Below are 15,056 nucleotides of genomic sequence, written 5' to 3' on the forward strand. Positions count from 1 at the left end.
TCGGTCAGTCCACGTACTTCGCGGGCGGCGGCGGCGGCACCGGGCCGTACTTGGCGAACCAGGTGCTGTAGATGGTGGTCCAGGTGCCGTTGGCCCGGATGCGGTCCAGGACGCCGTTGACGAAGCGGACCAGGTCGGGCGTTTCCAGCGGCATCGCGACGCCGGACGGCTCGTCGCTGATCCGGGCGCCGACGACCTCGGTGCCGGGGTCCTGCGCGGCGAGGCCGAGCAGCAGCACGTCCACGGTGGACACCGCGTCGACCTGCCCCTGCTGCAGCATGACCAGGCAGTCGAGGGTGCTGTCGGTGGCGACCGCGACCGGCTTCGACGGCTGCTTCATGATCGTGACGATGCTGGTGCTGCCCCGCGTCGCGCACACCTTGCGGCCGCCGAGGTCGGCGAAGTCCTTGATGCCGGAGCCGCGGTTGACCAGCAGCCGCTGCCCGGACGTCAGGTACTCGGTGGAGAACGCGACCTGCTGCATCCGCTCGCAGGTGGCGGTCATCGTGCGGATGACCATGTCGACCTCGCGCCGCTGCAGGACCGGGATCCGGTCGGCGGTGGTGATCGCCCGCCACTGGATCGCGTCGGGGTCGCCGAGCAGCGCGCGGGCGATCTCCCGGGCGATGTCGATCTCGAAGCCGACGACCTGGCCGGTGACCGGGTCGCGGTAGCTGGTGAGGTACGCGTTCTGGTCGATGCCGACGATCAGCCGTCCCCGCGCGGCGATCGTCGCCATGGCCGAGCCGGCCGGCATCTTCCCGGGCGCGGGCAGCGTCGCCGGCGGCCGGAGGCTGGCCCGCGGGTCGCACGCCGGCGGCGGCGTGGCCGGCGGCGACGGCGGCACGGCCGGGTCCTGCACGTTCAGCGGCCAGGGCACCGCCGCGGCGGCCGAGCTGTCGGCCTGCGGCGCCGCCGGGGTCTGCCCGCAGCCGGCGAGGACGAGCACGGCGGCGGCCGCCACGGCGAGCTTCTTCATCGGTACTCCGCGATCCGCTGGTTCAGGCCGAACGCGGCGGCCGCCGCGACGGCGAGGGCGAGCAGCGCGACGGCCACGTCGGCGCCGCCGAGCGCGTCCCCGGCACCGGCCGCCTCCCGGTCGAAGTGCCGCCCGCTGCCGGCGATCCCCTCGGCGAGGGCCGCGTCGAGCCGGCCGGCCGCGGCGGCCGCGCTGGCGTCGCCGGAGGTGGCCAGGGTGACCGCCTCGGCGTGCCGGCTGCCGTCGTCGAGCGAGCGGACCTGCCGGTGGATGGTCAGCCAGTCGGCGGCGTGCCGCTGCGCGGCCTCCACCGCGGACCGGGCCGCCGCGTCGGGCGCCTGGTCACGCGCCCGCTGCAGGAGGCCGTCCTGCCCGGCCAGCCCCTCCATCATGGCGGTGAAGTCCTGCTCGAACGCCTTGCCGTCGCCGCGGGCGATCAGCGTCAGCCCCTCGTCGGCGCGCGCCTGCAGCGCCGTGATCCTCGCCTCGGCGAGCAACCCGACCTGCTCGGACCCGGCGTCGCGGCCCTCGCTGATGTGGCCGGCCGCGCCCGCGGAGGCGACCGCGAGCCAGCCGCACGCGACGAGCGCGGCGACCGTGGCGAGGACCATGCCGCGGTTGAGCCGCCGGTTGGTCAGGCGCGTCACGTACAGCTGGGTCAGCAGCAGCACGCCCAGCAGCGCCAGCCCGAGCAGGGTCACCGTCCACGGCCACCGGGCGACGGCCCGCTGCGCGTCGGCGAGGCGCGCGGCCTCGGCCCGGAACAGGTCCTGGGCGGCCGGCAGGATCGTCTGCCGCATCAGCGCCGACGCCTCCCGCAGGTAGGCGCCGCCGAGCGGGATGCCCTGCCGGTTGTACGTGCGGGCCGACTCGACCAGGCCGGTGTAGACGGGGATCTGCCGGACCAGGACGCCGAGCGCCGCCGCGCTGCGCCCCTCGGCGTTGTGCAGCGCGGCCGTCAGCGCCGACGACGCCCTGGCGATGTCGTCGAGGTACCGCTTGCGCAGCTCCGCCGGCTCGACGCCGTTGGCGAGGAACGCGCTGGCGGCGGTCGCGTCGGCGTCTGACAGCGACCGGTAGATGTCCTGCGCCTGCAGGCTGAGCGGCCCGCTGCGGTCGGTCACGTCGCTGACCAGACCCACCCCGGCCCGCATGGTGAGCACCCCGGCCAGCCCGAACGCGACGGCGAGCACGACCACGGCGGCGGTCAGCGTGGTGAGCCGGCCCGGGCTCGTGGCGGCCCGGCGGATGAGTCGACGCCACGCGGTTGCCAACACACATCTCCCCGTCTCGATGATGCCCACGAACATATCGGGCGGCGTCAACCATCCGACAGGTGCCCGACGCAACTCCCGGCTTCGTGCCAAAGACCTGCGCCCGGCCGAACCGGCAATGTGAAACCTGCGTTCTGTATCCCATGTCTGTTCGCCATTTCCTCACGGTCGTCGCGGCGGTCTCCGCCGTCGCGGTGGCCGGATGCACACCTACATCGCAGTCCACCCCGTCCGCCGGCGCCTCCGGCGCCGCTGCCTCCTCCGACGAGTCGCAGGAGGCCTCCCCGGAGCCGTCGGTCGACCCGTCCCAGGCCGAGGCCGCGGACCCCGCCGCCGCGCCGGCCCGCAAGGCCCTCGACACGCACGGCGGCGACGTCCGGGCCACACCGGAGGACCGGTTCGCGTTCTACGGCAGCCGCGTCGACGGCGCCGGCGGCGGCTCCCACGTCCGGTTCACCCGCACCTACCGCGGGCTGCGCGTCTACGGCGGCGACATCGTCGTGCACACCGGCCCCGGCGGCACGTACAAGGGCGCCTCCAACAGCCTCGTCAAGCCGCTGCAGGTCGACGTCACGCCGAGGATCTCCGCCACCGACGCCCTGGCCGCGGCGAAGGCGCACTTCACCGGCAAGGTCGCCGGCGCCGGCGCACCCCGGCTGCTGGTCGACGCGTCCACCGGCACCGGCCGGCTCACCTGGGAGAGCGTCGTCGAGGGCGTCGCCAAGGACGGGCAGACCCCGTCGCGGCTGCACGTGCTCACCGACGCCCACACCGGCGGGGTCGTCCGCTCCTGGGACGAGGTCGAGACGATCGCCGGCACCGGCAACAGCCTGTACAGCGGCAAGGTCAGCATCGACGCCCAGCGGTTCGGCACCACGTTCCGGCTCACCGACACCACGCGCGGCCGCGGCACCGTCTGCGACATGGCGCACCAGGAGGACGAGAACGGCAGCTGCAAGCTCTTCACCGACGCCGACAACACCTGGGGCACCGGCACGAACGACGACCCGGCCTCGGCCGCCGTCGACGCCGCCTACGGCGCCGCGGCCACCTACGACTACTTCAAGACCGTCCACGGCCGCCGCGGGATCAACAACAACGGCCGCGGGGTGCCGTCGCGGGTGCACTTCGGCGACGAGTACGTCAACGCGTTCTGGGACAAGGGCCGGATGACCTACGGCGACGGCCGCGGCAACGCTCATCCGCTGGTCCAGCTGGACATCGCCGGGCACGAGATGAGCCACGGCATCACCGAGAAGAGCGTCTCCGGCGACCTCACCTACACCGGCGAGTCCGGCGGGCTCAACGAGGCGACCAGCGACATCTTCGGCAACATGGTCGAGTTCTACGCCGCCAACCCCGCCGACCCCGGCGACTACCTGATCGGCGAGAAGATCGACATCTTCGGCAACGGCACGCCGCTGCGCTACATGTTCGACCCGGCGCTGGACGGCAGGTCGCACAGCTGCTGGTCCGCCGAGACCCCGAACGTCGACCCGCACCTGTCCTCGGGCGTGGGCAACCACTTCTACTTCAACCTGGCCGAGGGCACCGGCAAGACCGCCTTCGGCACGTCGCCGATCTGCGGCAAGGCGGGCGCCGTCACCGGCATCGGCCGGGCGAAGGCGGAGAAGATCTGGTACCGCGCGCTGGACGTGTACTTCATCTCCAACACCAGCTACGTCAGCGCCGAGAACCCGGGCAACACCGCCCGCGCCTACACCCTCCAGGCCGCCGCCGACCTGTACGGCAGCTGCGGCGCGGAGTACAAGGCGGTGCAGCTGGCGTGGACGGCGGTCAACGTGGCCGGCACCGACGCCGCCTGCGCATAGGATCACCTTCTGGTCGCTACACGTCGGAGGTCGGTCTGATGGGTCCACTCGTTCAGGTTGAGGATGTCGGGGACGGCGTCCTGCTGCTCGACGCGCGGTGGACCCCGCAGCCGCCTCCAGCGCTGGAGCGCTACCGGGCCGCGCACCTGCCGGGCGCCCGGTTCGTCGACCTCGACACCGACCTCGCCGCGCCGCCCGGCTCCGGCGGCCGGCACCCGCTGCCGACCGCCGCGGCGTTCCAGGCGGCGATGCGGCGGCTCGGCGTGGACTCCGGCGCCTCCGTGGTCGTCTACGACGACCGGGACGCGTCGGTGGCGGCCCGGCTGTGGTGGATGCTGCGGCACTGGGGCCACGACGACGTCCGGGTCCTCGACGGCGGCATCGCCGCGTGGATCCGGGCCGGCCGGCCGACCGGGTCCGGCGACCCCGTGCCGGTCCCGCCCGGCGACTTCACCGCCGGCGACGCCCGCGACGACCTGCTGACCGTCGACGAGGTGCCGGACTTCCTCAAGGGCGGCGTGCTGCTCGACGCGCGGCTCGGGCCCCGGTTCCGCGGCGAGGTCGAGCCGCTCGACCGGGTCGCCGGCCACATCCCGGGCGCGGTCTCGGCGCCGACGTTCGACAACAGCGACCCCGACGGGCTGTTCCTGCCGCCGGCACAACTGCGGGACCGGTTCGTGGCGCTGGGCGTCACCGGCGACCGGCCGGTCGCGGCCTACTGCGGCTCCGGGGTGACCGCCGCACACGAGGTCCTCGCCCTCGAACTGGCCGGGTTCACGCCGCGCCTGTACGCGGGATCGTGGAGTGAATGGATCGCCGACCCCGACCGTCCGGTGGCCACCGGCCCGTGACCGGGGGACATCGCGCCGGCCGGACCTGACGGACAATGCCCGCGTGACCGCTGACATCACGCTCAACGCCGGCGAGCGGATCCTGTGGACCGGTGAACCGCAGCACCACCCGCTGTTCGACCGGTCCGACCTGTTCCTCGTGCCGATGTCGCTGTTCTTCCTGGGCTTCGCCGTGTTCTGGGAGCGGACCGCGATGCGGGGCGGGGCGCCGGGGTTCTTCGTGCTCTGGGGCATCCCGTTCATCCTGTACGGGCTGTATCTCGTCGCCGGTCGCCTGGTGGTGCGGGCGCTGCGGCTGCGCTCCACCACGTACACGGTGACGGACCGCCGCGTCGTCGAGGTGTCGCGGCGGCCGTTCACGCGCCGCACGGAGGCGTATCTGAGCACCCTCGCCCCGCCGGTCGTGCGGGACCGCCCCCGCGGCGGCACGGGCAGCATCGCGTTCGGCGAGTTCCCGGGCCTCACGGACGCGTTCAACGAGGCCGGCGTCAACGTCAACCGCCGTCGCCGCGGACCGCGCCCGATCGTCCTGTGGCACGTCTCCCAGCCCGAGTACGTCCGCGGCGTGATCGCCCAGGCGCAGCGCTGAGCGGATCTACACTCGGCCGCATGACGGGGAACTGGGATCATGCATGTATCGATGCAACGGCCGCACCGCTGGACGAGGCGCTGATCGGGCTGCGGCGTGACATCCACCGGTGGCCGGAGCTGGCGGGTGAGGAGCGGCGGACGGCCGGGCTGGTGGCCGAGCGGCTGCGCGCCGCCGGCCTGGACGTGCGGACCGGGGTCGGCGGGCACGGCGTCGTCGCCGTGGTCGAAGGCGCACGGGAGGGGCGGACGCTGCTGTACCGGGCGGACATGGACGCCGTGGCGGTCGAGCAGGGCACTGCCGGCGCGCACATCTGCGGGCACGACGTGCACACCGTGGTCGGGGTCGGCGTGGCCGAGGTCCTGGCCGGGCTGCGGGACCGGTTCGCGGGGCGGGTCGTGGTGGTGTTCCAGCCGGCGGAGGAGACCCTGGAGGGCGCCAGAGCGATGCTCGACGACGGGGTCCTGGAGCCACACCTGCCGGAGGAGGCGTACGCGCTGCACTGCGGGCCCCTGCCGGTCGGCGTGTTCGCCGCCATGCCCGGCGCCGGGCTTTCCGGGCTCGACGTGTGCCACCTGGAGCTGCCCGGCGCCGACGCGGGACGCGCGCTGCTGGACCGGATCGCCGCGATGTCGACGGTACGGCGCCCCGAGTCCGACGCGGACTTCGTCGAGCTGCTGGCCGCGCTGCAGACCCCGGACGGGCCGCTGGCCCGGTTCGTCCTGACCGGGTCGCAGCTGGCGGCGGACGCGGACCCGGTCACCGCCGACGTCTGGGTGCGGGCCTGGCCCGAGGAGCGCCACCCCGAGCTGCGCGACGACCTGCGGCGGCTGGCCACGGAGGCGGGTGCGCGGATCACGTTCCCCGAGCCGCCGTTCCCCGCCATGGTCTGCTCGCCCGAGCTGACCGAGGCGGCGGCGGCGCACCTGCGCGAGCAGCCGGGCGTCGACGCGGTCATGACGATGCACGCCGCGTGGCCGTTCAGCGGGGAGGACTTCGCGCTGTTCCTGCACCGGATGCCCGGCACGATGTTCTACCTCGGCGTCGGCGAGCAGGGCGTGCCGCACGCGCTCGACTTCACCGCGGACGAGCGCGCCATCGGCGTCGGCGTCCGGGCGATGACGGCGCTCCTGCTCCACCGCCTCGCGTCCTGACCCCGCATGATCCGGAAGACTTCTTGTCGTTCTGGCGGCCAGAAGTCTTCCGGATCACGGAAGCTCGCGCGGAGCATCCTCCGGGCGGGTCGCCCTGGCGATCAACAGGACCGCGGCGGCGGCGAAGAGGGCGCCGGCGAGGCGTTCCGGGGTGCCGAGCAGCATGCCGGTGAGCGGCTGGACCGGGTTCGTCAGGTCGAACGCCCGCTCCACGACCCAGCCGGTGGCCACCGCCGCGGCCGACGCGGCCAGGGTCACCGACACCGCCGGGGAGCGGGCCAGCACGGCGACCGGCACGGCGATGAGCGCCAGCGCGAGCAGCTGCGCCGCCTCCAGGCCGAGGTTGAAGCTGAGCAGCGGCAGGATGAGGTCGGTGCCGGTCAGGGCGAGGCGCTGCAACGCACCGGCGAACCCCAGACCATGGACGAGCCCGAAGACGGCGGTCAGGGCCAGCTCGGTGCGCGCCGACAGGGCCGGGCGCACCGCGTGGGCGGCGGCCACGACGATGGTGAGCGCGATGCCCGCGTCCACCACCCGGGTGGGCAGCGACACCCAGCCGAGCGAGGCGAGCGCGAGGCTCACGGAGTGCCCGGCGGTGAACATGGCGGTGATCCCGGCCATGAGCGTGACCCTGGCCCGCAGCCGGGCGCGGCGCAGCGAGCGGCGGGCGGCCGCGAGGGCGATCACGCACAGGAACAGCAGATGGTCGGCGCCCTGCCGGAAGTGCTCGAAGCCGGCGTGCAGCATCGACGCCGCCGGCACGGACGCCGGTGGCGGGGCGGGCACGGCGAGCCGCACGACCGGGGTCTGGTGGGTGAGCAGCGAGGTCCGCCCGTCGGCGGTGACGAGGACCTTGTGCGAGTAGACGACGTCCGTCACCACGTCCCACCGCAGCTCGGCGGAGCGGGCCCGGGTGGCGGCGGTGGGCAGCGCGGCGGTGAGCCGGACCCGGGCGGTGTTGAGGCCGCGCTGCCGGTCCGCGGCGACGTCGTCGACGGTGACCGGCCAGGTGGCGCCGTCCGCGGCGGTGAGCCGGACCCGGTCGCGGACCACGGTGGCCAGCCAGTTCGCGGATGCCCGCACGGCAGGGGCCGGGTCGGAGTCGAGCCGGGTGTGGTAGGCCAGGTCGATCCGCGACAACGGGATCTGCGCCGTGATCTCCAGGTCGGTGTCGCCCGAGGACCCGACGGAGAGCAGCGTCGTGCCGGGGTCGTGCGCGTGCGCGGACGCCGGCAGGAACGCCTGGAGGACGAGGATGACGGCCGCGAGCGCGGCGGCCTGCAGGAGGCGGCGGATCATCCGGCACCCGTGCCGTAGTCGAGCCCCTTGTCGCGGTACAGGGCGTGCTGATGCAGCCCGCCCGCGGGCGTGCTGGCCCACTCCAGCCACAGCCGCGGGCCGTCGATGCGGAAGTACGCGTTCTCGCTCCTCGGGTCGGCCGTGCCGGCGTAGCCGATCGTGGTCTGGTCCAGCTGCGTCGCGTACAGGTCGAGCAGCGGCTGCGCCAGCTCGGCGGCGGCGTCCCCGACCAGGCCCTTGATGACGGCCCGCACCATGGCCTGCTGTCCGGCGTCGAGTCTCGGGAACGGCAGGCCCGCCCGCACCGGATAGCCGGTGTCGGCGCCGGGTCCCATGACGACGTCGTCGTAGGTGCCGGGCAGCCTGGCACCGGCCTGCTGCTCGATCGTGAGCGACTTGAACAGCGCGAACACGTCCGGGCTCGGCTCCCGCGACGGCGATCGGCGCGCCGACGGCTTGTCCGCCCGGCCGCTGGCGGTGGTGGCCGCCGGCGGCGCGCTGCTGAAGTACGGGGAGACGCTGACCGTGCCGCCGCCCGTCGTCACGTGCACCGCGAGGTGCGGGCCGCCGAACTGCAGCGTCCACCGCTGCGTCCCGGACGGCTGGCCGAACAGCGCGATGTGGAAGCCGTCCCGCCCTCCCTCCTCGGCGTCCATCAGCCGCAGCACCTTGGCGTAGCCGCCGGCGGACAGGACGCCGCGCAGCGCGGCGAGCGCGGCCGCCCGCTGCGCGTCGCCGAGGTCGCCGAGCCGCAGGCCGGTGCGCCCGGTGAACTCGCCGTCGGGCCGGCTGGACCAGCTGCACCGCTTCGCGTCCAGGACGTCGTCGTGCAGGGCCTGGGTCCGCTGCGACTCGGTGAGCGTCCCCAGGAACGCCTGCACCTCGGCCGGGGTGGCCGGGGTGGCCGGGGTGTCCGCCGCGCCTGACTGGGTCGCTGACGGGGCCGCCGGCGGCGCGACCGCCGACGGGACGCACACCTGCGACCCGCCGGCGCTCGCCGGCAGGCCGCCCGCGGTGTCCGTGTCGTCCGCCCCGCCGCACGCCGCCGCGGTCAGCAGCACCAGCGCGCAGGCGAGCAGGGTCCAGCGTCTCTGCACAGCGACGAGTATGCCCGTTTTGTCCGGACACGCCGTTGATGTGGCGGCCGTGTCCACCCGACCGGGTCAGGCGGGGTACAGGGTGAGCCGCGGGTCGCGGGCGATCTCGACGGCCTGGACGCCGGTCAGGGGCGGATCGCCGGCGAGCGACGGCTCGTTGCTGACGGACACCTCGACGGTGCTGCCGTCGCCGCGTTCGTGCCGCGCCACGTTGCGGATCATGCCGGGCCGCTCGTCGCGGTGGGTCTCCGTCGTGTACGACGGAACCCCGTCCTCCGGGATGCACGCGTACGCCGTGTACGGCGGCAGCAGGTCCGGCTTGACGGTGATCGTGCGGGGGGTGGGGTGGCACGAGGTGGTCACCGACGCCGCGTACTGCCGCACCATGGTGATCCGCAGCGCGCCCGTCACGCCGCCGGCGGTCACGTCGGCGGTCACCACGTACGCGTAGGTCTCCTCGAGCGAGCCGGCGGCGGCCGGCACCACCCGCCGCTCCACGGTGGGGCGCCCGACGACCCGCGCCCCCGGGACGACCTGCGCCACCACCACCGGGACCGTCCCGGCGAGCCGCTCGACGGCGGACTCGAGGGGCTCGACCGGTTTCAGCCCGAGCAGGCCGCTCGCCGTCTGCTCCGGCGCGGTCGGAAACGTGTTCGGCGGGGCGCCGGTCAGGGCCGGTGGCGCCGCCCCCGGCAGGATCAACGCGGCGGCGAACGCGGCGAGGGCCACCCCGCCACCGGCGGTCGCGAGGCGGCGGTGCCGGACCCGGCGCCGGGAGCGGCGCACGAGCGTGTCGAGGGTGTCGCGGGCCGGGGGCTCGTCGCTGAGGACGGTGTCGAACAGCTGCTGGTGGCTCATCATGCCTGCCTGACGGTCGGGACCGGGGTCGGGGTCGGTGGCGCGGCGAGGGCGCGCAGGGTCTCCAGGCCGCGGGCGGTCTGGCTCTTCACGGTGCCGACGGAGACGCCGAGGATCTCAGCGGTCTCCTCGACGGAGAGGTCGCAGTAGAAGCGCAGCACCAGCACGGCCCGCCGCCGCGGGCCGAGCTGCGCCAGGTAGGTGTCGAGGGTCAGCCGCTCGACGGTCGCGTCGGCGTGCCGTGGCGGGTCGGGCGCCGGAAGGTCGTCGCCGGGCACCTCGCGCCGCCACGGACGGCGGTGCTCGTCGACGACGGCGCGGGCGAGCATGCCGCCGACGTACGCGTCGAGGCTGTGGATCGAGTCCCGGCGGTGCCACTGCCGGAACAGCTTGTCCAGCACCGTCGCCACGAGGTCGTCCGCGAGGTGCCAGTCGCGGCACAGCAGGAACGCGGTCCGGCGCCAGGTGGCCATCCGTGGCCCCGCGTAGTCGCGGAACTCTGCTTCGTCCGACGTCTTCACCCCTGTGGGACGGGCGGCGCGGCGTTCCGGGTTGCCGCGTTGGTGCGACTTCGTAAACCCGGCCCCGCGGCGGCCGATCAGTTGGGTGGAAGAGGGGGTGTCCGTGCTGGTCCGGGCGTATGTGTGCGTCGTGGTGGCGCTCGGCGCGGCGTACTTCCTCACGCCCGACTCGCCGCTGCGCTCCGTGCTGTACACGGTGATCTCGGCCGCGGCGGTCGCGGCGATCATGGCCGGCGCGGCCCGGCATCGGCCGGCGCGGCCGCTGCCGTGGGTGCTGATCGCCGCGGGGCTGGCGTCGTACACGGTCGGCGAGGCGCTGTTCTACTGGCCGCAGCTGGTGGAGCACCGGCAGCCGCCCGGGCCGTCGCTCGCCGACGTGTTCTACCTGGCGATGTACCCGCTGCTCGCGGTCGCCCTGGCGATCCTGGTCCGGCGGCGCAGCCCGGGCGGCGACCGCGCCGCACTGCTCGACGCCGCCATCATCACCGTCGGCATGTCGCTGCTGACCTGGGTGTTCCTGATCGCCCCCTACCTCAGCAACGCCACCGGCGGCACGGTGCTCGAGCGGGCCACGGAGGTGGCGTACCCGCTCGGTGACGTGCTGGTGCTGGCGGTCCTGGCCCGGCTCGGCAGCGGCCGGACCGCCCGCGACACGCCGTTCTGGCTGCTGCTCGGCAGCCTCCTCGCGCTGCTGGCCACCGACGCGATCTTCGCGTGGCAGTCGCTGCGGGACCGGTTCCACGCCGGCAGCTGGGTCGACGCCGGCTGGATCCTGTTCTACCTCGGCATCGGCTGCGCCGCCCTGCACCCGGACATGCGCCGGCTCGACGAGCCCGTGGCGCCGGGGCCGGCCCGGCTGACCAGCGGCCGCTTCGCGGTGCTGCTCGCGGTCGCCGCCCTGCTCATCCCGGCCGTGATCACGGTCGAGTCGGCGGCGGTGGCGGAGCTGGCGGTGTTCCTCGCCGCGTCGTGCGTGCTCTTCGTGCTGGTCCTGATCCGCATGGCGGACCTGATGGCGGCGCTGCGCGACGTCCAGCGGCGGCGCGCCGAGGACCGGTTCCAGCGGCTCACCGAGCAGGTCACCGACGTGCTGTCGATCTGCGGCCGGGACGCGACCATCCAGTACGTGACGCCGTCGGTGCGCTCCCTGCTGGATCACCACCCGGACGCGCTGCTCGGCACGCCGCTGACCGACCTCATCCACCCCGACGACCGGCACCGGGTCACGGTCCTGCTCGGCAGCGCCGTCACCGAGGGCGGCCGGGTCGGGCCCATCGAGTGTCGGCTGCGGCGCGCCAACGGGCAGTACATCGTGACCGAGACCGTGGGCCGGGTCGTCGACGACGCCGACGTCAGCGGCTACCTGCTGACCACCCGCGACATCACCGAACGCAAGGCCCTGGAGGACCAGCTCACCCACCGGGCGTTCCACGACGAGCTGACCGGCCTGGCCAACCGGGCCCTGCTCGCCGACCGGGTGCACCACGCGCTGGAGCGGCGCGGGACCCCGTACCAGCACATCGCCGTCCTCGTCGTGGACCTCGACGACTTCAAGACCGTCAACGACTCCCTGGGCCGCTCGGCCGGTGACGCCCTGCTGCGGGCCGTCGGCGACCGGCTGCGCACGTGCCTGCGCTCCGCCGACACCGCCGCCCGCCTCGGCGGCGACGAGTTCGCGATGCTGGTGGAGCACCTCGACGACGCCGCCGAGGCCGCCCGGGTCGCCGAACGGATCCTCGCCACGCTGCGCCAGCCGCTGTCGATCGGCGGCCGGGAGATCCAGCCGCAGGCGAGCGTCGGCATCGCGCTGCCCGACCCCGACCGGCTCCCCGACGCCGACGAGCTGCTGCGCAACGCCGACGTGGCGATGCACATGGCGAAACGGCAGGGGCGCAACCGGTTCGCCTACTTCGCCCCGAGCATGCACGCGGGCCTGCTGGAGAAGCTCGACCTCGCCGAGGAGCTGCGCGGCGCCGTCGAGCGGCATGAGCTGCAGGTGTACTACCAGCCGTTCGTCGACCTGTCCGACGGTGCGATCGTGGGCGCCGAGGCGCTCGTACGCTGGCCGCATCCGCGACACGGGTTCATCCCGCCGGACCGGTTCATCCCCCTCGCCGAGGAGAGCGGGCTGATCCTGCCGCTCGGTTACACGGTCCTGGAGACCGCCTGCCGCCAGGCGGCCGCGTGGCCCGGGCTGAAGATCAGCGTCAACCTGTCGCCGCGGCAGGTCCAGGATCCCGCGGTCGTCCTGTACGCGCAGCAGACGCTCGCCCGGTCGGGGCTGGCGCCGCACCTGCTCACGCTGGAGATCACGGAGTCGTTGCTGCAGGAGGACGCGGAGGTCGCCCAGCACCGCCTCGGCGAGCTGAAGGCCCTCGGCGTGCAGCTGGCCGTCGACGACTTCGGCACCGGCTACTCATCGCTGTCCCGCCTGCACGACTTCCCGATCGACGTCCTGAAGATCCCGAAGCCGTTCGTGGACGGGGTCGCGGCCGGCGCCGAGCAGTCCGCGCTGGCGCGGGCGATCCTCGACCTGGCCGCCGCGCTGGGGCTCGGCGTGGTCGCCGAGGGCATCGAGCACTCCGAGCAGGCCGCGGAGCTGCACCGCCTGGGCTGCGAGGTCGGCCAGGGCTTCCACTTCTCCAAGGCCGTGCCGGCCGCGGAGTTCGACGCGCTGCTGCCTATGCGGCTGGGAGCAGCAGGCAGGTGACGAGCTCCGCCATCCAGTCGGCGACCTGCTTGTCGTCCCAGCGGAGATGGTGCGCGACCAGCCAGCCGGCCTGATGGTTGAGCACCGTCCACAGCAGCGTGCCGCCGTGCTCGACGCTCAGCCCGTCGCGCAGCGGGCCGAGCGCGGCGACGGACTCCACGAGCCGGCGCATGTCGGTGAGGCGCTGCTCCTCCAGCTCCTCCCACGTCTCGTTGATCGCCGGGTCGGCGCCGGCGGCCTGGACGAAGGCCCGGCTGATCGGGGTCAGCGTCTGCGCCCGGTCCGCGACGGTGCGGGCGAACGCCTGGATCAGCTCCCGCTGGTCGTCGACGGCGAGCGCGGCGCGCACCTCGTCCCGGTCGTACAGCGCGATCGGCCGGTCGTCGCCGGCCACCGCCTCCTCGTGGGCGCGGCGCAGCAGCTGCGCCTTGGAGCCGGCCTTGTAGACCGACTCGACGGCGACGCCGGCCTCGTCGGCGATCGCCTGCATCGTGGTGCCGGCGTAGCCACGCTCGGCGAACAGCCGCCCGGCGGCGCGCACGATCGCGGCCCGGGTCGCCTCGGCCTGCGCCTGGCGCCGCGGTGAGCGGTACGCCCGGCTCTGTGTCGTGTCCACGATATTGACTCCATACCTGCTGGCTCGAATACAGTGTGGCTGTACCGAATATAACCGAGGAGCGAACACGATGACAGACCAGTCCGGATACCTGTTGATGCACGCCGCGATCCGGGTCGAGCTCGACCGGCTCGCCACATTCGCGCAAGACTTCGCCGCCGGCCGGCGACGGCCCGGCCCACGCCAGCTCACCGCGCTGCGCGCCCACATCGGCGACGTGATCGACATGATCCACCACCACCACGTCGGCGAGGACCGGTTCCTGTGGCCGATGCTGCGCGAGGCGGTCGGACCGTCCGCGGAGCTGGACGCGCTCAGCGACGACCACGACGAGCTGGACCCCCTGATGGACACCATCCGGGCCGCCCTGCAGGAGGGCCCGGGCGGCGCCGCCGACCTCGCCGACGCCGCGGTGCGGCTGCGGGACCTGATGACCCCGCACCTCGCCGAGGAGGAGGCGGTCGTCGTGCCGATCGTCGCCGAGCGCATCAGCCCGAAGCGGCACGCGGCCATGGAGAAGGCCATGCGCAAGGCGCTGCCGATCAGGATGGGCTTCGCCGTGCCGTGGGTGATGACCGCGGACGCCGAGCTGGCCCGGCCCGTGCTGCGCAGCGCCCCACTGCGGATGATCCTGCGGCTCACCCGCGGCCGGTACACCCGCCGCCTCCAGGACGCGTACGGCGACCTCGCGCCGGCGAACCCCGACATCGCGCTGACGGCCCGCGCGGAGGTCGTCATCCCGGTCGGCCCCGAGGCCGTGTACGCCGCGATCTCCGACGTCACGCGCATGGGCCGCTGGAGCCCGGAGTGCTACCGCAGCGAGTGGGACGACGCCGCGACCGGCCCCGCGATCGGCGCCCGCTTCAGCGGGTCGAGCCGCCACGGCATCGCCCGCTGGACCCGTGAGTGCGTCGTGACCACCGCGAAGCCCGGCGAGGAGTTCGCGTTCCGCACCCTGTGGCGCGCCCCCTTCTTCGACAGCACCACCTGGCGCTTCCAGCTCTCCCCCGTGCCCGGCGGCACCCGGCTCGTGCAGACGATGGCACTCAGCGCGGGCCGCGGCATGCTCCTCTACGAGCGGGTCACGGGCCGGGACCGCTCGATGCCGAAGGCCATGGCTACGACGCTGGACAGCATCCGCGCCGACCTGTCCACCCACTCCCCCGCCGGCGTTTGACGCCCGTACCGCGCACCGGCGGCCGAGCGGCAGGAAAACCGAAAGATTCTCGCTTCCTGTTGACAGTGACCGCTGCCTATCGGACGCTGGTCTGACTTC

13 protein-coding genes are annotated in these 15,056 nt (G+C 74.1%); 6 read left to right on the forward strand and 7 right to left on the reverse strand.

Annotated elements, in window-relative coordinates; translation table 11 throughout:
* Positions 1-4: 4 nt before the first annotated feature.
* Positions 5-979, reverse strand: coding sequence for a glutamate ABC transporter substrate-binding protein (locus ACQEVZ_RS49830; RefSeq protein ID WP_433382040.1), 975 nt, complete (start codon positions 977-979; stop codon positions 5-7).
* Entirely contained in the window at positions 976-2,253 is a 1,278-nt protein-coding gene (locus ACQEVZ_RS49835; RefSeq protein ID WP_433382043.1) for a hypothetical protein, read from the reverse strand. The genes ACQEVZ_RS49830 and ACQEVZ_RS49835 overlap by 4 nt, the downstream gene beginning before the upstream one ends.
* A 143-nt stretch (positions 2,254-2,396) precedes the next feature.
* Between ACQEVZ_RS49835 and ACQEVZ_RS49840 the strand changes: the two genes are divergently transcribed.
* Genes ACQEVZ_RS49840 through ACQEVZ_RS49855 form a run of 4 tightly spaced genes read left to right on the forward strand, consistent with a single transcriptional unit; the run spans position 2,397 to position 6,679 of the window.
* On the forward strand, positions 2,397-4,085 hold the full coding sequence (locus ACQEVZ_RS49840; protein ID WP_433382046.1) for a M4 family metallopeptidase: 1,689 nt from the start codon (positions 2,397-2,399) through the stop codon (positions 4,083-4,085).
* 38 nt (positions 4,086-4,123) lie between these two features.
* Complete coding sequence (locus ACQEVZ_RS49845) at positions 4,124-4,936, forward strand: sulfurtransferase (protein ID WP_354896179.1); 813 nt, start codon at positions 4,124-4,126, stop codon at positions 4,934-4,936.
* Between the two features lie 43 nt (positions 4,937-4,979).
* Positions 4,980-5,525, forward strand: a complete 546-nt coding sequence (locus ACQEVZ_RS49850; protein WP_433382049.1) for a hypothetical protein — start codon at positions 4,980-4,982, stop codon at positions 5,523-5,525.
* 20 nt (positions 5,526-5,545) lie between these two features.
* Complete coding sequence (locus tag ACQEVZ_RS49855) at positions 5,546-6,679, forward strand: M20 metallopeptidase family protein (RefSeq protein ID WP_433382052.1); 1,134 nt, start codon at positions 5,546-5,548, stop codon at positions 6,677-6,679.
* Between the two features lie 54 nt (positions 6,680-6,733).
* On the opposite strand, the gene ACQEVZ_RS49860 is transcribed toward ACQEVZ_RS49855, so the two are convergent.
* The 4 genes from ACQEVZ_RS49860 to ACQEVZ_RS49875 all read right to left on the reverse strand — a co-directional run bounded on the left by ACQEVZ_RS49860 (position 6,734) and on the right by ACQEVZ_RS49875 (position 10,454).
* The gene (locus ACQEVZ_RS49860) at positions 6,734-7,978 is read right to left on the reverse strand and encodes a HupE/UreJ family protein (RefSeq protein ID WP_433382055.1); all 1,245 of its coding nucleotides are present in this window, start codon (positions 7,976-7,978) and stop codon (positions 6,734-6,736) included.
* Positions 7,975-9,075, reverse strand: a complete 1,101-nt coding sequence (locus ACQEVZ_RS49865; protein WP_433382058.1) for a DUF3500 domain-containing protein — start codon at positions 9,073-9,075, stop codon at positions 7,975-7,977. The genes ACQEVZ_RS49860 and ACQEVZ_RS49865 overlap by 4 nt, the downstream gene beginning before the upstream one ends.
* Before the next feature lie 66 nt (positions 9,076-9,141).
* Positions 9,142-9,936 (reverse strand): hypothetical protein, encoded by a 795-nt coding sequence (locus ACQEVZ_RS49870; protein ID WP_433382061.1) that lies wholly within the window; start codon positions 9,934-9,936, stop codon positions 9,142-9,144.
* The gene (locus tag ACQEVZ_RS49875; RefSeq protein ID WP_344499528.1) at positions 9,933-10,454 is read right to left on the reverse strand and encodes a SigE family RNA polymerase sigma factor; all 522 of its coding nucleotides are present in this window, start codon (positions 10,452-10,454) and stop codon (positions 9,933-9,935) included. Before ACQEVZ_RS49875 ends, ACQEVZ_RS49870 begins: the two co-directional genes overlap by 4 nt.
* A 97-nt stretch (positions 10,455-10,551) precedes the next feature.
* Here ACQEVZ_RS49875 and ACQEVZ_RS49880 point away from each other — a divergent pair, with 97 nt between their 5' ends.
* Complete coding sequence (locus tag ACQEVZ_RS49880; RefSeq protein WP_433382065.1) at positions 10,552-13,164, forward strand: putative bifunctional diguanylate cyclase/phosphodiesterase; 2,613 nt, start codon at positions 10,552-10,554, stop codon at positions 13,162-13,164.
* Here the strand turns inward: ACQEVZ_RS49880 and ACQEVZ_RS49885 are convergent.
* Positions 13,136-13,780, reverse strand: coding sequence for a TetR/AcrR family transcriptional regulator (locus tag ACQEVZ_RS49885; protein WP_433382068.1), 645 nt, complete (start codon positions 13,778-13,780; stop codon positions 13,136-13,138). The genes ACQEVZ_RS49880 and ACQEVZ_RS49885 overlap by 29 nt on opposite strands.
* A 70-nt stretch (positions 13,781-13,850) precedes the next feature.
* Between ACQEVZ_RS49885 and ACQEVZ_RS49890 the strand changes: the two genes are divergently transcribed.
* Positions 13,851-14,957: a hemerythrin domain-containing protein gene (locus tag ACQEVZ_RS49890; protein ID WP_433382071.1), complete on the forward strand. Its 1,107-nt coding sequence runs from the start codon at positions 13,851-13,853 to the stop codon at positions 14,955-14,957.
* Positions 14,958-15,056: the final 99 nt, after the last annotated feature.

This window comes from Dactylosporangium sp. CA-152071 (assembly GCF_050936335.1).
Taxonomy (GTDB): Bacteria; Actinomycetota; Actinomycetes; order Mycobacteriales; family Micromonosporaceae; genus Dactylosporangium; species Dactylosporangium maewongense.